This window comes from Treponema sp. OMZ 788 (genome assembly GCF_024181245.1).
GTDB lineage: Bacteria > Spirochaetota > Spirochaetia > Treponematales > Treponemataceae > Treponema_B.
Map to the genome: position 1 here is coordinate 2,166,211 of NZ_CP051199.1, position 20,531 is coordinate 2,186,741.

General features: G+C 38.3%; 17 protein-coding genes and 2 pseudogenes. 6 read left to right on the forward strand and 13 right to left on the reverse strand.

Going from position 1 to position 20,531, the window contains the following annotated elements:
* The first annotated feature begins 147 nt into the window (after positions 1-147).
* From E4O00_RS10820 to E4O00_RS10835, 4 genes are all read left to right on the forward strand, one after another.
* Positions 148-903 carry a sirohydrochlorin cobaltochelatase gene (locus E4O00_RS10820; RefSeq protein WP_253677375.1) on the forward strand — a complete coding sequence of 252 codons (756 nt, stop codon included), beginning with the start codon at positions 148-150 and terminating at the stop codon, positions 901-903.
* Between the two features lies 1 nt (position 904).
* Positions 905-1,573 carry a precorrin-2 C(20)-methyltransferase gene (locus E4O00_RS10825; protein ID WP_253677376.1) on the forward strand — a complete coding sequence of 223 codons (669 nt, stop codon included), beginning with the start codon at positions 905-907 and terminating at the stop codon, positions 1,571-1,573.
* A gap of 3 nt (positions 1,574-1,576) precedes the next feature.
* Entirely contained in the window at positions 1,577-2,866 is a 1,290-nt protein-coding gene (locus E4O00_RS10830; RefSeq protein WP_253677377.1) for a cobyrinic acid a,c-diamide synthase CobB, read from the forward strand.
* Positions 2,867-2,929: 63 nt separating this feature from the next.
* On the forward strand, positions 2,930-4,183 hold the full coding sequence (locus E4O00_RS10835; RefSeq protein WP_253677378.1) for an HD domain-containing phosphohydrolase: 1,254 nt from the start codon (positions 2,930-2,932) through the stop codon (positions 4,181-4,183).
* Between the two features lie 2 nt (positions 4,184-4,185).
* Here the strand turns inward: E4O00_RS10835 and E4O00_RS10840 are convergent, their stop codons facing one another.
* The 6 genes from E4O00_RS10840 to E4O00_RS10865 all read right to left on the reverse strand — a co-directional run bounded on the left by E4O00_RS10840 (position 4,186) and on the right by E4O00_RS10865 (position 10,146).
* On the reverse strand, positions 4,186-4,545 hold the full coding sequence (locus E4O00_RS10840; RefSeq protein ID WP_253677379.1) for a zinc ribbon domain-containing protein: 360 nt from the start codon (positions 4,543-4,545) through the stop codon (positions 4,186-4,188).
* Between the two features lie 6 nt (positions 4,546-4,551).
* Positions 4,552-4,797 (reverse strand): FmdB family zinc ribbon protein, encoded by a 246-nt coding sequence (locus E4O00_RS10845; RefSeq protein ID WP_253677380.1) that lies wholly within the window; start codon positions 4,795-4,797, stop codon positions 4,552-4,554.
* A 13-nt stretch (positions 4,798-4,810) separates the two neighbouring features.
* Positions 4,811-5,656 carry a hypothetical protein gene (locus E4O00_RS10850; RefSeq protein ID WP_253677381.1) on the reverse strand — a complete coding sequence of 282 codons (846 nt, stop codon included), beginning with the start codon at positions 5,654-5,656 and terminating at the stop codon, positions 4,811-4,813.
* Positions 5,640-8,939, reverse strand: coding sequence for an isoleucine--tRNA ligase (ileS, locus tag E4O00_RS10855; RefSeq protein ID WP_253677382.1), 3,300 nt, complete (start codon positions 8,937-8,939; stop codon positions 5,640-5,642). Before ileS ends, E4O00_RS10850 begins: the two co-directional genes overlap by 17 nt.
* A 105-nt stretch (positions 8,940-9,044) precedes the next feature.
* Positions 9,045-9,461, reverse strand: a complete 417-nt coding sequence (locus tag E4O00_RS10860; protein WP_253677383.1) for an ISAs1 family transposase — start codon at positions 9,459-9,461, stop codon at positions 9,045-9,047.
* Positions 9,421-10,146, reverse strand: a complete 726-nt coding sequence (locus tag E4O00_RS10865; RefSeq protein ID WP_253677384.1) for an ISAs1 family transposase — start codon at positions 10,144-10,146, stop codon at positions 9,421-9,423. Before E4O00_RS10865 ends, E4O00_RS10860 begins: the two co-directional genes overlap by 41 nt.
* Before the next feature lie 113 nt (positions 10,147-10,259).
* Between E4O00_RS10865 and E4O00_RS10870 the strand changes: the two genes are divergently transcribed.
* Entirely contained in the window at positions 10,260-11,774 is a 1,515-nt protein-coding gene (locus E4O00_RS10870; protein ID WP_253677385.1) for an IMP dehydrogenase, read from the forward strand.
* Here E4O00_RS10870 and E4O00_RS10875 read toward each other — a convergent pair.
* The 7 genes and pseudogenes from E4O00_RS10875 to E4O00_RS14325 form a co-directional block, all read right to left on the reverse strand.
* A complete protein-coding gene (locus tag E4O00_RS10875) occupies positions 11,771-12,577 on the reverse strand; it encodes a phosphohydrolase (protein ID WP_253677386.1) in 807 nt (268 codons plus the stop codon). The genes E4O00_RS10870 and E4O00_RS10875 overlap by 4 nt on opposite strands.
* Before the next feature lie 70 nt (positions 12,578-12,647).
* Entirely contained in the window at positions 12,648-13,082 is a 435-nt protein-coding gene (locus tag E4O00_RS10880; RefSeq protein ID WP_253677387.1) for a carbon-nitrogen hydrolase family protein, read from the reverse strand.
* Positions 13,042-13,380, reverse strand: a complete 339-nt coding sequence (locus E4O00_RS10885) for a hypothetical protein (protein WP_253677388.1) — start codon at positions 13,378-13,380, stop codon at positions 13,042-13,044. The genes E4O00_RS10880 and E4O00_RS10885 overlap by 41 nt, the downstream gene beginning before the upstream one ends.
* Before the next feature lie 83 nt (positions 13,381-13,463).
* Positions 13,464-14,984, reverse strand: a complete 1,521-nt coding sequence (locus E4O00_RS10890; RefSeq protein WP_253677389.1) for a glycine hydroxymethyltransferase — start codon at positions 14,982-14,984, stop codon at positions 13,464-13,466.
* Positions 14,985-15,077: 93 nt separating this feature from the next.
* Positions 15,078-15,860, reverse strand: coding sequence for a CDP-alcohol phosphatidyltransferase family protein (locus tag E4O00_RS10895; RefSeq protein ID WP_253677390.1), 783 nt, complete (start codon positions 15,858-15,860; stop codon positions 15,078-15,080).
* Between the two features lie 19 nt (positions 15,861-15,879).
* A pseudogene (locus E4O00_RS14320) lies at positions 15,880-16,948 on the reverse strand (MraY family glycosyltransferase).
* Positions 16,949-17,054: 106 nt separating this feature from the next.
* Positions 17,055-19,047, reverse strand: a pseudogene (locus E4O00_RS14325) (DUF4139 domain-containing protein).
* 134 nt (positions 19,048-19,181) lie between these two features.
* On the opposite strand from E4O00_RS14325, the gene E4O00_RS10920 reads away from it, so the two are divergent.
* A complete protein-coding gene (locus E4O00_RS10920) occupies positions 19,182-20,522 on the forward strand; it encodes a tetratricopeptide repeat protein (RefSeq protein WP_253677394.1) in 1,341 nt (446 codons plus the stop codon).
* Positions 20,523-20,531: the final 9 nt, after the last annotated feature.

Here is a 20,531-nt window from a genome sequence, read left to right on the forward strand (position 1 = left end):
CCTCCTGTTATTCTGTATATATTAAATATATACAGAATAACAGTCTTTGTCAAGATGGAAAATAAAAAAACAAACTATCTTGATTTTTGCCCTCATTCTCATTATACTTGTCTAACAATTTTATTAAAAACACCTAAAGGAAACAAAATGAAAAAAGCCCTTGTTATAGCAAGTTTCGGTACAAGCTATGCCGATACAAGAGAAAAAACTATTGACGTTATCGAAAAAGAAGCCGCTGAAAGGTTTAAAGATTATGAGATTTTTAAAGCTTATACTTCAAACATGGTTAGAGCGATTCTCAAAAAAAGAGACTCTATCAATGTGGCTTCTCCCAAGGAGATAATTCAAGAATTAAAAGAAAAAGGATTTTCAGAAATTTACATACAGCCGACCCACATAATTCCCGGTGAAGAATATGAAAAACTGAAATTTGAAAACACTGTTTTAGGCCAGCCTCTCTTAAATGAAAATACCGACTTTGACGAAATGATAAAAGCCATCGACTTAAAAAAGCCCGAAGCCGATACCGCAATTCTTTTTATGGGACACGGATCTTCACATGAGGCAGATAAATTCTATGATATAATGCAAAATAAACTAAACTCAAAGGGGCTTGAGAATGTGCTGATAGGAACAGTTGAAGGCTCTGTAGAACTAAAAGATATTCTGCCTATTCTTGCAGAACGCAAAATAAAAAAAATTGAACTGTACCCCTTTATGATGGTTGCAGGTGACCATGCCCACAACGATATGGCGGGGGATGAAGAAGACAGCTGGTACACTATTTTAAAAAATGAAGGTTACGAAGTCAATGCAAATCTAAAAGGCTTGGGAGAATTCCCAATGATTCGAGAAATCATTTTTAAATCCTTAGAGGACACAATCAATCAAGGCAGAGGTTAAAATGAAAAATATTTTTGCAGTAGGAACGGGCCCGGGAGCTACGGAATATCTTACATTACAGGCAGTCAAAGCTCTTGAAAATGCAGATCTGATTTTTGCTCCAAATAATAAGGGAAAAAACATGGCCTTAGATACGGTAAAAAACTTTATAAAAAATAAAGAAGTTTTGTTTCTTGATTTTCCTATGGGCTTTGTATCAGATGAAGATTATAAAATTCAAGCCGAAAAAATACTTGAAAAAACAAAAGAAAATTCAAACTCGGTTATTTTAACGATAGGCGATCCTATGATATACAGCACCTTTATTTACATGATGCCCTACTTTAAAATACCGGAAGTTAATTTGCAAATTATTTCAGGCATTCCTTCCTCGGTAGCAGCCGCAGGCAGAGCACAAATTCCGCTGGCCGAAAAAGGAGAAGTGCTTACTATAACCGATCATCTAAGTGAAGAAATTTTAAATTCATCTTCATCTATAGCCCTTTTAAAAACATTTAAACAAAAAAAACTTATTTTAAAAGAATTTGAAGATAATAATTTTAACTATGCCTATATAAAAAGAGCAACAATGCAAGAGGAAGCCGTTCTGCAAAAGGACAAAAAAGAAAAAATCTTAGAAGACGAAGACTATATTTCCTTAATCATTGCCCGTAAACAAAAAGGAAAATAAAAGATGAAAGGAATAATGATTTCCGCTCCGAACAGCAATTCGGGAAAAACAATAGTTTCATCAGCCCTGCTCTATTCTTTAAAAAAAGAAGGGCTTGACATCTCCGCATTTAAAACAGGTCCCGATCAAGTCGACCGCAAAATTCTCGAAATAATCTCCGGCAAAAGGGCCGGCAATCTCGACCCGTTTATGATGGGGCAAACAGGAATGGAATTTTCGCTTAATATTTCAAACTCGGAATACGCCCTTGCCGAAGGTGTGATGGGCTGCTTTGACGGAATCGGCTCTACTTGGGAAAACTCATCCTTTGATACGGCTGAAAAAATCGGGAGCGATATTGTACTCGTATATTCCCCGCAAGGAGAAATGTTTACAATTATTCCTAAGCTAAAAGGGATGATAGATTTTTCAAAAAACAGAATAAGGGCAATTATACTTAATAAAACCAATGCTAAACTTTATCCTCTTTACAAAAAGATGATAGAAGATAACCTTGAACTGCAAGTCTTGGGTTTTTTTCCTAAAATCTCCGAATTCGAAATTGAAGAATCGGGACTTGGTCTCAACATAGATGAAAGGCTAAAGGATGAAAAATTTTTAGATGTCTTATATAAAATCGTAAAAGATAATATCGATATTAAAAAATTTTTAAACTTATTTCAGCCTCTTAAAACCGGTAGTAAGATAGAAATAAAAAAAACAAAGACACGAACTGCAATCGCAATGGATGAGGCCTTTAATTTATACTATTCAGAAAATATATTTTTGCTCGAAAAAAGCACCGAGGTAACTTATTTTTCTCCTCTCAAAGATGAAGCATTGCCGGACTGTAATTTTTTATATTTTGGGAGCGGACAAATAAATAAATACAAGGAAGCTCTTTCAAAAAATATTGCAATGCAAAAAGCAATCAAAAAATTTGCAGAAGCCGAAGGCCGTATTCTGGCTGAAGGTGAAGCCCTCTCCTATCTTTTTGAAGACCTTGACGGTTTTAAAATGTGCGGTGTTTTTCAAGGTTCGGCCGAAAGTTCACGCACCTTGCAAAATTTCGGATATAAGCAGCTTGAGTTTACCGATGACTGTATCTTGGGAAAAAAAGGAAGCGGATTCAATGCGGCCGAATATCATAAGTCAAAGGCTGTAACTAAGGCCCCAACCATTGCTATAGTCACAAAACCGCATTCAAGTTTAAGCTTTGAAGACGGCTACAAATACAAAAATTGCTTGGGTCTTTTTCAAAACATTCATTTTATATATAATCTTGAGAATTTTTACAATCTGATACAAAATTAGAATGAAAATATTATTTTCCTCAAAATTATAGACTTTTTCTTTAGAATATAATACAATATGAGCATGATAGATAAAAACAAATATAAAGAGCTATCAAAAGAAGAGATTCTCGTCAAAATTCTCGAAACGGAATCTTTAATACATAGCGTTCAAGACGTTGATGTTCTTCTGGAACAAATCCTTACAGAAGCTAGAAGTGTAGTAAATGCCGATGCCGGCTCAATATATATAGCTGAAGGCGACAGACTTGCCATAAGGTATGCTCAAAATGATACCCAACAAAAAAAAGTACCGGCAGGAAAAAAACTGCCATACATTTTTTTTGATTTTCCCATAAGCAACACAACCATAGCCGGATGTGCAGCATATACAAAAAAACTGGTCAATGTGCCGGATGTTTACAATATTGATCCGGCTTTGCCGTATAAATTCGGCAAAGCTACAGACGAAAAAACAGGCTATAAAACGGTTTCAAACCTTACAATTCCCATTCTTTCAATGTCAGGAATGCTTTTAGGAGTTCTTCAAGTTCTAAACGCCCTCGATAAAGACGGAAATCCGGAACCTTTCTCCCATGATGATGAAATATACTTGAGTCACTTTGCATCAAATGCAGGAATCGCCCTTGAACATGCTTTTTTGACAAGATCTATGGTTTTGCGTATGATAAAGATGGCCGAACTTAGGGATCCTAAAGAAACCGGAATGCATGTAAACAGGGTTGCAAACTATTCTGTAGAAATTTATGATCGTTTGGCTTTTAAAAAAGAAATTCCGGCTTCTGAGCAGACAAAATATAGGGACTCGCTCAAAATAGCATCAATGCTTCACGATGTAGGCAAGGTTGCTATTTCGGATACAATCCTAAAAAAAGCCGGAAAACTCACAGATGAAGAGTTTTCAATAATGAAAACTCACACATGGCTGGGAGCACGCCTCTTTAATTCGGATGCATCCCCGCTGGATAAACTTTCAATGGAAATAGCCCTTCGCCATCATGAAAACTGGGATGGAACCGGCTATCCCGGCCATATAGATTTAAAAACAGGAAAAACAGTACAAACAGACACAAAAACAGGAAAAACAAAAGGTCTTATAGGCGAAGAAATACCTCTTGGTGCAAGAATTGTTTCACTGGCTGATGTGTACGATGCTCTTTCATCAAAAAGATCTTACAAAGACTCTTGGACAGAAGAAGACATACTTGCCGAAGTAAAAAAAATGAGCGGAAAAAAATTTGATCCTGAAATAGTAGATGCTTTTTTTGATGTTTTGGAAAGAATCCAGGCTATTAAGGCTCACTTTGTAGACGAGTAGGCTTAGACCCTAAAATAAAAAATATAGGTTATTAATAGAGCTAAAGAGCCTATCACAATGCTGTAAACCCACCAGGGGAGAGGATCATCATACCTATTGGATTTATAGTTTGAACGGTATTCTTTTAGTTTTTTTCTGTGATATTTTTTTGTATTCTTGCTTGAATCTGAGCTGACAGCAAAGCCGCAAGAAGGGCATCCGCTGATAAATTCATCAGTATGCCCCATATAATTACAAGAAGGGCATCTCACCGAAGCAAAAAAACGCCCGCAGTGGGGACACACCTTTGTGTTGCGCTTTACCTCTTGCCCGCAGTTTTCACAAAAAAACTTAGGGGAATGCCCTTTCATTAAATTACCCATAAAATCCTAATGCTTACATGTTGAGCATGAAGATGAGGAGCAGCTTGAACAACCGCCTGAGGACGCTTTTGAAGAAGATGAGTCGTTTACATAAAAACCCGATCCTCTAAAATTAATTCCTAAGCCTCCGGAAATAACTCTTCTTACAGGCTTCCCGCATTCCGGACAGACAGATACGGGTTCATCACTCATTCTCTGAAAAACCTCAAAATCATGACCGCAAGAATCGCAGACATACTCATAAGTTGGCATCTTTAAACTCCTATCAATAATTATATAAAGACTTGATAATTTCGATAATTCTATTTTCGGCAACAGATCTATTTTCTATAATTAACTTATTATCTTCAAGTCTTACATCAGCCTTAAGCTGTTTTTTAAAAAATAATTTCAATAAGGCAGATGTCATAGCATTTTTTGTTTCAATACTTAAATCGTATAGATATTCATTTTCAACTTCCGTATTCTTTTTTAGGTACATTTCTATTACGCCTACAGGAAGACCCAGCTGAACACCTATTATCTGACCTAAAAAAAAGTCTCCGTTTGTTACAAAAATACCTATATCATGTGATCCGGAATTGACAAGGGCATCAAAACGCTGAGAAAAAACAGCTTCTTCGGGGGAGGCCAATTTACCTAAAAAGGCCTCCATACTTTGTCTGTCATCAGGCCCCATAACCAAACAGGCGATTTGGGCAGACGGAATTGAAACATCAAGATAAGGCGATTTGTAGTATTTGTATTTTGCCTTTGTTTTTTTAGGCTCCCATCCATTTTTTTTCTTAAAAATACTGTCAGTCAATCCATACGGATATTTACCTGTAGAACAAACCCTGATTTCAGGCAAACCCTTCTTTACAAATACTCCGGAATAAACAGCTGTGGTTCTACCAAGGGCCTGCTTCATAGCATCACCGCCGACCGAGGTCAAAATAGGTTCCGCTATTTTTTTATTTTGTTCGATAGGCATATAAATATACATATCTGCACCGTCACCTATCATTCCGAAGGGACTTATCACTCCGGGGAGAGGCGGTGCGGTCTTACATGAAGCAAGCACAAAGGTAAAAATCAGTGCAGCAAGGGTATTTCTAATTATTCTTTTCAATTCCAATCTCCCATTCATAATCGCCGGCTTCAACAAGACTTGTTTTAATATCACGCTTTGCCAAATCTCCGGTTTTAAGCCAAGAAGACTGAACAGTCAAGGTTTCATCACAAACATAGTCTTTAAAAAGCTCAAAGGCTTTTTCTAGTTCTTTATTATCGGCATTTTTTTGAGAGGCTGAAAGATAAAGTTTAATCCTGTCGGTAACATCAAGACCGCATTCCTTACGCAGTGTCTGAATACCCCTTACCAAGTCTCTGATATAACCTTCCATTAAAAGTTCTTCAGTCAGCTCGGTATTAAGACCAACGGTTAAGGTTCCTTCATTTACTATTTTTAAGGAAGCCTTTTCAATCCTGTTTATTACGATCTTATCGGCAGTTATTTCAACCGGCTTTCCTTCAATGTCGATACTTAAGGTAGCTCCTTCCATTATATTTTGGATCTCCCGCGAATTCATCTGCTCAATAATGGCAGCGGCTTTCTTCATAAGAGGCCCCAGTTCTTTTCCGAGCACCTTAAAATTAGCCTTGGCCGAATACTCGACAAGCTCATCTTCTTTTTCATGGAAGATAACCTCTTTAACATTGAGCTCATCGATTATGCTTTCTTCCATTTCCAAAAGAACTCTTTTTTCTTCGGGATTGAGGGTTACTATTTCGACCGCCTTTAATGGCTGCCTTATCTTTAAGTTAAACTGATAACGCAAGGATCTTCCCATCGAAACAGCTTTTTGCACGGTTTTCATCTTAAACTCAAGCTCGCTGTTTCTTATCTTTTCATTGTACTCAGGGTAGTCTGCAAGATGAATGGAAATAGCATCCTTTTCTGTCCGCAAGTTTTGCCAAATGCTTTCGGTTATAAATGGCACTACCGGAGCGGCAACAAGGGAAAATTTCTTTAAGGCGCGGTAGAGGGTTTCGTAGGCTTGAGCCTTGTCTCCGTCATTTTCGCTCTTCCAAAAGCGTCGTCGCGAACGGCGGATATACCAGTTATTTAAAAGGTCAATGTATTCGACCATAGGCGGAATAGCTTGCGATAGGTCATACTTGTCGAGAGCTTCCGTTACATCGGCAACCAGTTTTTCGGTTACCGATAGAATCCACAAGTCTAAGGGATTATTTAGTTTTACCAAAAACTCTTCGACTCCCTCGTCCTTTCCGTCGACCTTTGCATTATGAGGAGGCCTTACTCCGTCGATATTGGCATAGGTTATATAGAAACTGTAGCTGTTCCAAAAAGGAATTAAAATTCCTTTAAGAACATCACGCACTCCCTCATCCGAATATTTTAAATCATCAGCTTTTACGACATTCGAATTCATTAAAAAGAGACGGAGGGCATCCGCACCGAATTGCTTTATAACCTCGTTGGGGTCGGTGTAGTTACGTAAGGACTTGGACATCTTCTTCCCGTCCTCATTAAGAACAAGACCGTTTACAATACAGTTTTTAAAGGCAGGTTCATCAAAGAGGGCTGCCGCCAAAATCGTCAGGGTATAAAACCATCCTCTAGTTTGATCCAAACCTTCCGAAATAAAATCGGCCGGGAAGTTTTTTTCAAAGTATTCTTTATTTTCAAAAGGATAGTGCTGTTGGGCATAGGGCATCGAACCGGACTCAAACCAGCAATCCAAAACTTCGGGAACACGCTTCATTGTTCCGCCGCATTTTTTACAGGGAATAGTTATCTTATCGGCAAAGTGCTTGTGCATATCATCGGGGAAGACTCCTGAAAGTTCTTTTAGTTCCTCCCTGCTTCCTACACAAATTGTTTCGCCGCATTCTTCGCACTTCCAAATCGGAATAGGGTTTCCCCAATAACGGTTTCGGCTGATGGCCCAATCACGGGCTCCCTCAAGCCATTTCCCAAAGCGGCCTGTCTTTATATGATCAGGCTGCCAATTGATTTTTGAGTTGGCATTAAGGAGCTTGTCCTTTATCTTTGTAACTGAAACAAACCAGCTTGCAACAGCCCTGTATATTAAGGGGCTTGAACATCGCCAGCAATGAGGATAGGAGTGCAAAATTTGAGCCCGCTTAAAAAGTTTGCCTTCGGTTTTTAACCTTTCCATAATTTGCTTGTCGGCATCCTTTACAAAAAGACCTTGATAGTCGGACACTTCTTGAGTGAATTTACATTCCGCATCGACGGGGCAGACAGTCGGCACTCCGGTACCTTTAAATATTCTGTTATCGTCTTCACCGAAACCTGGGGCAGTATGAACAATGCCTGTTCCGTCCTCGGTTGTGACAAAGTCGCCTATTAAAACCCTAAAGGCTCCCTGCCCTGCCTCAGCATTTTTTCCGTCTTCGTCCGCGCTCAAGTTTTTAAAATAAGGAAAGAGGGGCTCATAGCGTAAGCCTTCAAGCTCTGCACCCTTCTTTGTCCATATCAGCTTATATTCTTTTGCTTCCTCTTTTCCGTTATTTGCAAAATAAGCTTCAAGCCGGGGAGCGGCCATTATATAGTGAGCACCGTCATATTCTATTAAAGCATAATCGATATCGGCACCCACAGCGAGGCCGAGGTTGCTCGGAAGAGTCCAAGGAGTGGTTGTCCATGCCAAAAGGTAGGTTTCGGAAGGAAGCGCATTTTTTCCTTCAAAGGCCTTACCGGCAGGAGAAGTCTTTACGGGAGAAAGAGTCTTAAAGCGTACCGTTATTGCGGGGTCGTGGACATCCTTGTACCCGCCCAAGTTAAGCTCATGGTTTGAAAGAACAGTAGAGCATCTAGGACAATAAGGAAGAATATAGTAGCCCTCATACAAGAGGCCTTTTTCCCAAAGGCTTTTCATCACCCACCAAATTGATTCCATAAAGGCAGGTTCCATGGTCTTATAATCGTTTTCAAAATCGATCCATCGGCCTAAACGTGTAACCGTCTGCTTCCATTCTTTTACATAACGCAAGACGCTTGCACGGCATGCCTCGTTAAATTTATCTATACCGTATTTTTCTATGTCGGTTTTTGAATTGAGTCCGAGTTCTTTTTCGATTAAGTTTTCAACGGGAAGCCCGTGACAGTCCCATCCGAAACGGCGCTCAACCCTAAATCCTTTCATTGTTTTATATCTGGGAATAATATCTTTAATTGTTCCGGGAACAAAGTGACCGAAGTGAGGCAGCCCTGTCGCAAAGGGAGGGCCGTCAAAGAAAATGTAATTATCCCGTCCATCGCGTGATGAAACGGACTTTTTAAACACATCATGTTTTTCCCAAAATTTCAAGACATCTTCTTCTTGTTTTGCAAAATCAACCTTAGGGTCTACAGGCTTATACATTTTAAACTCCAAAATATAAAAATTACAGTCAGGGATTATACTATTTTTTTTTAAATTGTACAACGCCTAGCAGTAACGAAAAATCACGGCTTACGCATGAATTCCTTAGCTAAATAAAACATTAAACCTAAATGAATCATCAAAAGTACAAAGCATTTTCTTCCTTTTCAGAGTTTTACCGTTTTGATACATTTTCATTCGATTAAAGCAAATCCTCCTTAAAATTGCTATGTTTTCAGCAGTATTTTTTTCTCGAATTTGACATTCATCGTCTCTAAATATTACATCCAGCGACCAGTGTAAGGTGTTTTCTATTGTCCAATGTGTTCTTACAGCTGTTACAAACTCATTTATATCCTCTATACTGCTAATAAAGTAACGCTTTTCACTGTATTGTTTGCCTTTGCACCTTACAGTGCTTTTGACCATTCCAAAACTCTTTAAATTTGCCCATTTATTCTTATCTGCAAACCAGTTTATATTAGAAGAAAGAAAGTATTCTCTTTTTTTCTTCTCTGCCATGCCCTATATCCAAGGTTTCAAATCTTAAAAGTGTGTTTTGAAAGTCTTTATCTTCTATAGAAAAATAATCTTTTACATCATTATACGCTGCCGGTTGATTTTCTTTTAGAGCCAATACATAATCACATTTTTTCTTTGTGATTTCTTTTGCTATTTCTTTTTGACAACCCATGGCATCTATAGTAATTATCGAGCTTTTTAGTTTTAAAAGGTTAAGGAGTTCAGGAATTGCTGTGATTTCATTCGATTTTTCAGCACATTTTATTTGTCCTAGTACAACTCCCGCTTCGTGAGCAAATGCACTTACCAAATGAATACCTCTACTTTGTTCACTTGCACTTCCACGTAATGTTTTTCCATCAATGTGAATGTATGAACCTGCTGGAATATTAAGGGATTGTTCAATCCACGAGATAAAAAGGTTTTGAAATTGTTTTGGATTAATCATCGCAAGGACTCTTCCTATGGTGTCGTGCGAAGGAACTCCATTTTCTAACAATAGTCCTACCTCATTTTTTAGCCAATCCTTTTTTACTTCGGCAAATTCCCCTATTTCAAATACAGTTTGAACTCCGCTACAAACAGCACACAGTGCTATTACCAATATTTCGCTGATTAGATGCTTTACTTTGCCCGACTGACGATTATCATTAAGTTCGTTAAAATATTCTTTTAATGTTTTCATACTTTAAATATCGGCTATTTTTTTTCATGCGTAAGCCGTGACGAAAAATTCAAAGTCCTTGATTTTTTTTCAAAAAAATTATAGTATTAACAAATTTATTTTTGAGGTGATCTATGGCTTTTTTTTATGATGAACCATCGCATACATTCAGCGAATATCTATTGGTCCCGCGTCTTTCGGGAGTCGAGCACATTCCTCAGGCTGTTTCTCTTAAAACGCCTTTAACAAAATATAAAAAAGGTGAAGAGCCTAAAATCAGTTTAAATATTCCTCTGGTCTCTTCAATTATGCAATCCGTTTCCGATCATAATATGGCTATTGCCCTTGCAAGAGAGGGAGGCCTTTCCTTTATTTTCGGTTCGCAATCAATCGAAAACGAAGCTAAGATGGTCGCAAAGGTAAAAAACTATAGGGCAGGTTTTGTAGAAAGCGATTCAAACCTCACACCCGAACATTGCTTAAGTGATGTTTTAGACTTAAAAGACAAAACCGATCACACAACCGTTGCCGTAACCCATGACGGCACAGGACACGGAAAACTATTGGGCGTAGTTACAGGCAGGGATTACCGCATAGGTCACACCGATTTAAATAAAAAAGTAAAAGAATTTATGACTCCCATCGGGCGGCTTCATGTTGCCGAAGAAGGAATAAGCCTAAAAAAAGCTCAAGACATTATCTGGGAGTTTAAACTTAATTCGCTTCCCATTTTGGACAAAGACGGCCGGCTCGTTGCCTTTGTTTTTAGAAAGGATTATGAAAGCAATACCGAAAACCCGCTTGAACTTCTCGACGAAAAAAAGAGATACATGGTAGGAGCCGGTATAAATACAAGGGACTATGAAGAGCGGGTGCCGGCCCTTATTGAAGCCGGAGCCGATGTGCTTTGTATCGACTCTTCCGACGGCTTCAGCGATTGGCAAAAACAAACCATTCGATTTGTAAAAGAAAAATACGGAGATACAATCCCCATAGGTGCCGGAAACGTTGTCGATGCGGACGGCTTTAACTTTTTAGCTGATGCAGGAGCCGATTTTATCAAGGTCGGAATAGGCGGCGGATCGATCTGTATTACCCGCGAGACAAAGGGAATAGGACGAGGTCAGGCCACAGCCGTAATCGAAGTTGCCAAGGCCCGGGATGAGTATTTTAAGAAGAAGGGCATTTATATTCCCATCTGCTCCGACGGAGGAATCGTTTTTGACTATCACATAACATTAGCCCTTGCTATGGGAAGCGACTTTTGCATGCTCGGCCGATACTTTGCCCGCTTTGACGAAAGCCCGACAAACAAGGTATTAGTTAACGGAAACTATATGAAAGAATACTGGGGTGAAGGTTCTGCAAGAGCCAGAAACTGGCAGAGGTACGATTCGGGCGGAGAGAAAAAACTTTCATTTGAAGAAGGTGTAGACTCCTATGTTCCCTATGCAGGAAAACTTCACGACAATGTTTCGGTAACCTTAAATAAGATCCGTTCAACAATGTGCAACTGCGGAGTTTTAAGCATCCCCGAATTCCAGCGTGATGCCAAAATTACCTTGGTATCCTCGGCCAGTATCATCGAAGGCGGCCCTCACGATGTCGTCTTAAAAGATATGAGCCATTCTTCCGGCTCAAATTATTAGAGATATTGCTTAGCCTCCTTATCTCCCGACTGTGCATAGAGGGAGATAAAGGGCTTGGCAGGACTCATATTTATTTTTCCCATCAAGACTTCTTCTACCTGAAAAAAGCCCACATCACTGTCCATTAAAACATCTATGCGTACAGGCTTTTCTTTTCCGGCAGCAATGGAAACTGACTGAATTGAGTTGGCAGAATACTTATGTATATCCCCGATCTTAGCATCGGTATTTAGCTCCATAGGAATGCGGGCCCTGCCCTTTTTCATATCGCAGCCGTCGGCTATCAAAACTATTCCGGCCTCAATAGAATGTATCTTGCGGCTGGCCATATGGCCTATGATGCACTCGCTAGCCATAGCCTTTATCACAGCCCTGCGTGTAAAGGAAGTAATTCCCATCTTATCCATTGTTCTTTCAATTATTGGAAGGGCCAAGGTCATCGAAAAAAGCTCGTGATCTTGACGAGTTAGGGACATTCCTATATCGTGAAGATAGGCTCCAAGCACCGCAGCACAGTAGCTGTCATCCAAGGAACCTGAACCCTCTTTTTGCAGGCTTGTCTGAACTCCGGCCTTTTTTAAAAGATCCAAGATTTTAAGAGCATTTAAGGTGACAATTTTCATATGCACGGGTCCGTGATCATTATAGCCCAACCTAACAATGGACACAGAATTGGCATAGTCCTGCAAGGCTTCTATTTCAGGATCGGCAATCAAAATATGCAAAAGCTGAGAGACAAGAGCATTCTCTTTAACATAGTCTAAAAGCAGTTTCTCAACATTAATTTCTTTAGGCGATTTCATAGCTACTCCAATAAAAATTCCATTTATACTAATATACTAAAAAAAAAACCGAAATTCCATTAAGATTTGATTAAATTTCGTATAATAAAAAACCTGTTTCTCCCATCGGTATTTCTTTTATGAGTTTACCATGATGCCATACAAAGGCACCGCCCCCTGCAGCCGGAGCACTCTCCTTTACAAGGGAATTTATAAATAAAACGGGCGGTTCAAGAATTGCACTTCTTTCAGCGTAGGCTGAGGCTTCAGTATTTCTCCACTTTTCTATTGTATAGCTGCAAAATACCGGCCATAAAAATGCATCGGGATTGAGGCTGATAATCGGCTCTAAAAGTTCATCTTCCCATAAGTCCTCGCATACGATAACTGCAAGCCGCTTACTCTCAAAATCAAACTCAAAAAACTCTTTTCCCTCCCTATAATCGGCACAGGTACCTTGAATTCTCCAGCCTTGGGAAACTCTTTTATAAAGACAAATTATCTCCCCGTTTTTCCCGGCTATCATGTAGGAGCTGAAAATAGCCCCATGGTCGTTTTCGATAAAGCCGAAACCTATTGCCGTTTTTTTCTTTTCGGGCGATTGAACGGATTTTTGCGATGGGTTCCGAGTTTATTTGGAGAGCCGTCAAAATATCTTTTTTATACTCAAAACAAAGGGAGTCAAACCCTTGTAAAAAACTTTCCCCGAAAAGAAGAAGATCGGGTTTTTCGGATTTTGTTTTTTCTATAAAACCTTCAATCTGCGATATATTAAAATCAATATCATTATTTTTATTTTCCGATGCGCAAAGTCCAATTTTCATATCTTCCTCCATAAAAAAAGGGGCTGCCGGTACAAAGCAAAGCTTTTCGGAGCCCCATATCTTAAATTAAAAGAAAGTCTTGCTTAGCAATAGATGCTCTTTAAGAAGTCTAAATCCAATTCGGGATAAAGAACAAATTTGTGTAAAATAGCATCCACTTCTTTTTGTATCTCTGCCTTTACAGTGGGGTCAACCACAACATTAGCTTTGCTGGGAGCTCCGCTCTTTGTTACGCCGGGTTTTGAAGCCTTCAATACCCTGTCAATGATTGAAGCGATCTGCTTCATTTCGGCAGGGCCCATTCCAAGACTTGTTACGGCAGGAGTTCCGACGCGTAAACCGCTTGTCCACCAGGGGCCGTTCGGATCAAAGGGCAAGCTGTTCCTGTTAAGGGTTACACCGCACTCGGACATTGCAGTTTCAGCTTGTCTGCCGTTTAAGCCGTATTTTGTTACATTAATCAGCATCAAGTGATTGTCTGTTCCGTTTGTCTGAAGCTTCATACCGAGCTTCATACATTCTTCAGCGAGGGCTGCAGCGTTGTCCCTTACTTTGTGGGCATAGTCCTGATATTCCTTGCTGTTTGCTTCGCGGAAGGCAACAGCCTTTGAAGCCATAACATGGGGAAGGGGGCCGCCGATTACAAGGGGGCATCCCTTATCGACGAATTCGGCAAATTCTTTTTTGCAAAGAATCATGGCACCGCGGGGACCTCGAAGAGTTTTATGAGTCGTAGTTGTTACAACATCAGCCCAAAGAACAGGGTTATATTCGCCTTCAAAAACCTTTCCGGCAACAAGACCTGCAAAGTGGGCCATATCAACCATCAAAACAGCTCCGCACTTGTCGGCAATTTCTCTAAATTTCTTAAAATTAATCTTTCTGGGGTAAGCACTATATCCGGCCAAAAGAATCAAGGGCTTTTCTTCCATTGCTCTTTTTTCGATCTCGGCATAATCAAGCTCGCCTGTTTCCTTGTTTACGGTATATGAGCATGTCCTAAACATTTTTGAAGAAACGTTTTGAACATAGCCGTGGGTGAGGTGTCCGCCCGAATAGTAATCCAAGCCCATAAGTTTTTGGTTTCCGAGAGCATGGCGCAACTCTTCCCAATCTTCATGGCTCAAGCCTTCAAGACTCATCTTTTTAACCTTTCCGTCTACAACAGTTTCAAATTTCTTTAAGAAAGGTTCTTCGACCTTGGCATTTAATATTGCCCAATAGGCGACGATGTTTGCATCAGCTCCTGAGTGAGGCTGAACATAGGCGTGTTCGGCCCCAAATACCTTACAAGCCTCGGCACAGGCTGCCATTTCAACGGCATCTACGTTTTCGCATCCTCCGTAATATCTATGCTCAGGAAAACCTTCTGCATACTTATCGGTCAGGAGGTTACCCATAGCAGCTTGAACTGCCAATGAAGAATAGTTTTCGCTGGCGATAAGTTTTAAGTGACTTCGCTGATTCTCAATTTCTTTTACAATGCTTGATGCAACTTCAGGGTACACAGATGCAACCTGATCCAAATTGGCCAAATATGCAACCATAGGTAACTTTGCATTTGAGCCTTCTTTTTCAAGGTATTTCTTTAAACCTTCTTTCATATTATAACTCCTATCAAAACTATGTTTTATAACTATACATCCTCATTATAACAATTTATAAAATTATATTCTAGTCTTTTTGTTTACTGCAGCCTAACTTTCTGTATTCCTTTTGCGGTATTCTTTATAATGATCATAAAAAATAAATATCTTTTCAAATAAAAATACAAAGATAATAAAACCGCATAAATATTCGCCGATTAAAAATAACTCTTTAAAATTGGAAAATAAAGTAACAAAAAATTGCATAATTTTGAGACTATAAAGAATCATCGTTGCAGCTATTGTTATTTTGCCGCCCCTTGTGGATTTTATTTCAACCGGGAATTTTAAAAGAATAAAAAAAAGCATTCCAAGAGCTTGAAACATTAATCTTCCAAAGATTAAATAGAAGAACCAATTCGGCACCAATCCCAACTGATAGTAAACGATTGAAACAAGAGCAAGCAGGGAATAATCACTCATGGAATCAAGCATACGCCCGATCTTGGTTTCTTGATTAAATCTTCTTGCTATAAGACCGTCAAAAAAATCAGTCAAAAAAACCAAAATCAAAACAACGGCCAAAACTATTTTTATATTCTCAATTTCATTTTGTTTTAAAAGAAAGGCTATTAAAGGAACCGAACTTATGCGGAAGAGAGTAATTCCATTTGCAAGATTAATTTTTTCAAGAGCAATATTACTTTCAACACTTATAAATTCTCCCTTATGTAGAATTAAAAATAGAAGAAGTAAAGAATGCCAGAGAGTTATGTATATTAAAAAGGAATTAAAAATTTCAATATCGGTATTAAGGATCTTATAAATTGCAAAAATGGCTGAACATTGAAAAAGCCAAAAAAACAAGACCAATCTGCCGATTTTTTTATCCATAAAAAAGCAACTCCGAATTCTATTTTTTATTTACAATTTTTTCTTTTTCATAATGAATCAATGTAAAAAACAACAAGCCTACAAGTATAAGCCCTATCAAAATAATAAGAGCATTCATTCCTTGTGAGACTATAGCTATCGATGCAAAAAGATTGATTATTATTTGAAGAATAACAAAAACACCTAAAGCCCCTCTAGCATTAAATCCTATTAACATAAGCTTATGGTGTAAATGATACTTATCGCCTTCTCCTATGGGCCTTTTTTTCTCTCAACCTGCGCCATATTGCAGCAAAGGTATCAAATATAGGAAGCATTAAAATAACAGAAGCAAATATAACGCCTGAAGACTCAGAACCATCTGGAGACGGCACAAGAGGCAAAATCGCCAATACAAATCCTAAAATTTGCGAACCGCAATCTCCCATAAAGATTTTTGCACTGGGCAATGACAAGTTAAAAAATAGAAAGCCTACAACAACAAAGGCGAGAATAAAAACCCTCATTATGACGGCATTGCTTACACCCACCGAAAAATAAATTGCTGCATAAGTCAAAAGAACAGAAAAGCCTAAAAATCCGGCTTGTCCGTCAATCCCATCAACAAGGTTAATAGCATTAGTTATGCCTATTATCCATAAAAAGGTAATTATATAAGCCTCTACACCCATTTCCCAAACAAAATTAGACGGGCCGAAACTTATCTTTTTAAACATATAACCGCCATATATTACTAAAATAGCAGCACAAGACTGAAAAAAAAGCTTATAAATAGCTTTGCAGTTCTTTATATCGTCCCAAAGGCCCATCAAAAAAATAATACCCCCTCCCAAGACAATATAAAAAAAATTGGAATGCATAACCTGGAATTCAGGAAAGCGAAAGTGCAATACCGCACTTGAAATTATATAGGCAACACTAAATCCGACACCTCCAATTCTTGGAATATTACCGGAATGGATTTTTCTTCCTCCTGTTTCATCATACAGATTATGCTTCTTTGAAAATAAAATAACCAGATAAACAAAAAGAGTGGATAACGCACAGGGCAGAAATATTATATAAAAAATAAACTGAATAGTTGTCAAATTTCGTACGCTCCTTTTAAATCCCGTGTCGGCATTATACAACAATAAAGCTAAATTATCAAGCCTTAAAAAAAACCGAGATTCTTATTTAGGTTAGATAAAATAGTCATTCTATGTTAATTTTTTCTACATAATCTAAAAAATCGGCACGCACATCAGCATAATTTTTTTCGCTTTGGCCGATTTTTTTCTTTAAATTCTCCAAAGAACTTTCTATTTCAAGAAGTTTATCTAAAAACAGCTTGCCCTGCCGGGTATCGGAACCGACAGCCTGAAGATTTTTGCGTACTCGATCCTGCTCGGCATTAAGATTTTTTTGCTCGTTTTGTAAATTTACCAAAACCGTTTGAGCCTTATCAACCTTTACCTTTTCATCTAAAATGCCCCTAAATGCTTTTTTTATTTTTTCCGGTATCTTAGAATCGGAATAAATAGCTATCATGGAATTGTTATCCATAACATTTATTTGAATAATGTCTTCAAAAAATTTTTCTTCAACTACTTCAAGTTTTTCTTGAGAGTCAGCCTTAACTTTTACATTGAATCTATACTTGTTTGCTGTTTTTTCGAGCAATTTTTTTTCATCGGCAAGGTTATACCCTGAGCTTATAAAATGCTCAACAATGATTGAACGCTCTTTTGAAGCAGAATTCTTAATCGTGTAAACAGAACTCTTAGATGATTTATATTTTTTTGTTAAAACACCTTTTACGATTTTAAGGCTATGAATATTATCTTCAAAGTCTTGCGTTTTTGCCCCTCTTACATCTATATCATCTCCAAAGGCTATTAGGCGTTTTTCTTTTTCGGGCAAAAATTGCAAAACGGCATCGCCTGAATATTCCCCATTTTCAAAAACCGTAATCGGGCCGGCAGGAAATTTTAAACCGGAATTATTTTCGATACTGATACACAGTTTAGGATGCACATCAACACCATGAGGTATATTAGAAAAAACCGAGTATTTTTGAGCCGGAAGAGAAACAAGGCTAAGCGGAATCATAGTGCTTTTTTTGTCTGGGCAGATTAACCGGTTTAACGGGAGTAAAAGCAAACATTTCTCCTGCAGCACCTTGGGCAATAGTTTGATTTTCAAAATAAGCAGGTTCTTCAGCCTCGGTCATAGAAAGTTCAATACTCTCATAATAAGACTGTTTTTGCATTTTCATAGAAGCTTTTCTTTCTTCTACCTTATAGTCGGCAGAATCATCATAAGCGGAATCAAAGGTCTCAGGATCGGCTGCCTGACCTGCGAGAATAGGAATTGTTTCCCTATGGGTATAATACGGAGCATATAGATTTTGCTTAAAGCCCACGGGCCTTCCGCTTGTAAGAGTGAGTTTTACATCCTTCCAATCTATATCAGTAGAGTTATCGATTATAGCCCACGCCTGAAAAGCCGCACTTTCATTTCCCATATCAAGCCTATATGTAGGCTTCCAAATGGGAGCTTCCATGACATAAGAAAGCCCTATATTACGCTCACCGGACGCTTCTATATCGATCGAAATAAGTTTTCTGTCTTTTGCCGAGGCTTCCAAAATGAGACTCAAGGCCTTTTGTAAGTCGTCATTCCGTTGAGGATCTGTAAACCTAAAAGATTGCACATCTTTTAAGGATATTATCTTAACACCGTCAGATGCAGCTATGGACAAAATCACTTCCGCCTTAGAATCTTCAATTTTGTCTGCACTTAAAATTTTACCCGTAATCTTACTCGGAGTATAAACTTCAATTTCCGCACCCTTCTGCGATTTAAGAATCTTAAAAATAGAGTTATTCTCGGATAAATCTATCTTTAAACTTTGCATAGTTTTTTTAAGGGTATCTTCCGATTGATAATTTACCGATAAATTCTTTGCGGCAGGATCTTTTACAAAAACGGATTTTAAAACATCGCTTATTTGAGAAGGTAAAAAAAGCATTTCTATTTTTCCGCTGCCGCTTACTCTTCCCTCATGTTCATAATGAGCAACTCCGGACGAATATAAGGTTACCCTTTTTAAAGGAATATCGTTTTCGTTAAACCCTTTTACAGTATCAGAAAAAACACCGGCAATACACATTAAAGAAACTAACATAAAAAATAATTTTTTCATACCTCCTCCAAGGAAAAAAGCTTCTTTGATTATACCACAGACAAGCACTGCTGACTAGAGCACTTATTATAATTATTAAAAAATTCAATTCGCCTTCCATTGACATATCTCAAAATAAAACGCATAATAAGAGAATGCTATCGACTATTATTATTTCCTTTTTGATTATTATAATTGCTGTTGTTATTATCGTTCTCATAGCCACAAGAGCCAAAACTTCTTCAGGAGGCGGAAAGAAAAAAATTAAGGGCAGGGCCGTATTGATGAAAGAAGCCTCACGCCGTTTGGCTCAAAATCCTCACGATATTGAAGGTTTGTTTATAATGGGAGATATTTATTATCAAGACCAAGACTGGGAAAAAGCATATACGGCATACTCTGCCTTACTGGATAGAATGAAACCCCTTGAAATGGAGAAGCAACAGGATATTGCTGTAAGATACGGAACCTGTGCATTAAAAACAAACAGGCTAAATGAGGCTAAAAAAGGTTTTCTGCTTGCAGAAACGATGAATCCTAAAAATCTTGATGTAAATTATAATTTGGGATATATCTATTACCTCGAAAAAGACTATGAAAAAGCCGTTAAGTTTTTCAAAAGAGCCTTAATAATTGAGCCGAACAGTTTCTTAGCAACAAAATATCTCGGTTATACGTTTAAATATTTGCGTAAATACGCTGAAGCCTTACCGGTTCTAAAAAAGGCTTTGGATTTTAAGCCGGACGATAAGGAAGTTTTGTTTGCAATGGGCGAATGCTTTTATGAAACGGAAGCAACGGACAGATGCTTAAAAATCTTAAACCACCTCAGGGTAGATCCGGTTTTCGGACCTCAAGCCTCATTATACACGGGTATGATCAGGGCAAAGGCCGACCAATTGGAAAGAGCTATCGAAGACTTTCAAATCGGCTTAAAACATACAGGAATGCCCGTAGATATTTCCAATGAGCTAAAGTACAGGTTGGCACAAGCCTATATAAAGACTCAAGAAATAGGTCAGGCTCTCCATCTTTTAAAAGAAATCCAAACGATAAGCCCGGGATATAAGGATGCAGCAACTCTAATAATGAGATATCAGGAGCTAAATAAAAACAAGAACTTGCAGATATACCTAATGTCCGGACAAAGCGAATTCGTAGCCCTTTGCCGCAAAATCGTAGCCCGTTTTTATCCAAAAGCAAAGGTAAAAATACTTGATATATCTGTATTGGCCGCCTATACAGATATAGTTGCCGAAATAGATACACCGCGTTTTTCGGATACGGTTATTTTTAGGTTTTTTAGATCTCAGGGAACGGTAGGAGAGCTCCTCCTCAGAGAACTTCATGCACGCCTAAAAGAAGTAAAGGGCGGAACCGGAATATGTATGAGTGCAGGAACATTTACCGAAGAAGCTGTTAGATTTTCTGAAGGCAGACCCTTAGATTTATATGACAAAGCAAGACTTTCAAATGTTTTAAACTCGTTAAAATAAAACTTGTGA

What these genes read in the sequence shown, in the direction of transcription:
- E4O00_RS10860 (WP_253677383.1), bottom strand. Translation starts at nt 9,461, where the DNA reads ATGGCAGAGAAGAAAAAAAGAGAATACTTTCTTTCTTCTAATATAAAC.
- E4O00_RS10875 (WP_253677386.1), bottom strand. Translation starts at nt 12,577, where the DNA reads ATGAAATCGCCTAAAGAAATTAATGTTGAGAAACTGCTTTTAGACTAT.
- E4O00_RS10865 (WP_253677384.1), bottom strand. Translation starts at nt 10,146, where the DNA reads ATGAAAACATTAAAAGAATATTTTAACGAACTTAATGATAATCGTCAG.
- E4O00_RS10885 (WP_253677388.1), bottom strand. Translation starts at nt 13,380, where the DNA reads ATGAAAATTGGACTTTGCGCATCGGAAAATAAAAATAATGATATTGAT.
- E4O00_RS10880 (WP_253677387.1), bottom strand. Translation starts at nt 13,082, where the DNA reads ATGATAGCCGGGAAAAACGGGGAGATAATTTGTCTTTATAAAAGAGTT.
- E4O00_RS10830 (WP_253677377.1), top strand. Translation starts at nt 1,577, where the DNA reads ATGAAAGGAATAATGATTTCCGCTCCGAACAGCAATTCGGGAAAAACA.
- E4O00_RS10845 (WP_253677380.1), bottom strand. Translation starts at nt 4,797, where the DNA reads ATGCCAACTTATGAGTATGTCTGCGATTCTTGCGGTCATGATTTTGAG.
- E4O00_RS10870 (WP_253677385.1), top strand. Translation starts at nt 10,260, where the DNA reads ATGGCTTTTTTTTATGATGAACCATCGCATACATTCAGCGAATATCTA.
- ileS (WP_253677382.1), bottom strand. Translation starts at nt 8,939, where the DNA reads ATGTATAAGCCTGTAGACCCTAAGGTTGATTTTGCAAAACAAGAAGAA.
- E4O00_RS10895 (WP_253677390.1), bottom strand. Translation starts at nt 15,860, where the DNA reads ATGGATAAAAAAATCGGCAGATTGGTCTTGTTTTTTTGGCTTTTTCAA.
- E4O00_RS10840 (WP_253677379.1), bottom strand. Translation starts at nt 4,545, where the DNA reads ATGGGTAATTTAATGAAAGGGCATTCCCCTAAGTTTTTTTGTGAAAAC.
- E4O00_RS10820 (WP_253677375.1), top strand. Translation starts at nt 148, where the DNA reads ATGAAAAAAGCCCTTGTTATAGCAAGTTTCGGTACAAGCTATGCCGAT.
- E4O00_RS10825 (WP_253677376.1), top strand. Translation starts at nt 905, where the DNA reads ATGAAAAATATTTTTGCAGTAGGAACGGGCCCGGGAGCTACGGAATAT.
- E4O00_RS10835 (WP_253677378.1), top strand. Translation starts at nt 2,930, where the DNA reads ATGATAGATAAAAACAAATATAAAGAGCTATCAAAAGAAGAGATTCTC.
- E4O00_RS10890 (WP_253677389.1), bottom strand. Translation starts at nt 14,984, where the DNA reads ATGAAAGAAGGTTTAAAGAAATACCTTGAAAAAGAAGGCTCAAATGCA.
- E4O00_RS10920 (WP_253677394.1), top strand. Translation starts at nt 19,182, where the DNA reads ATGCTATCGACTATTATTATTTCCTTTTTGATTATTATAATTGCTGTT.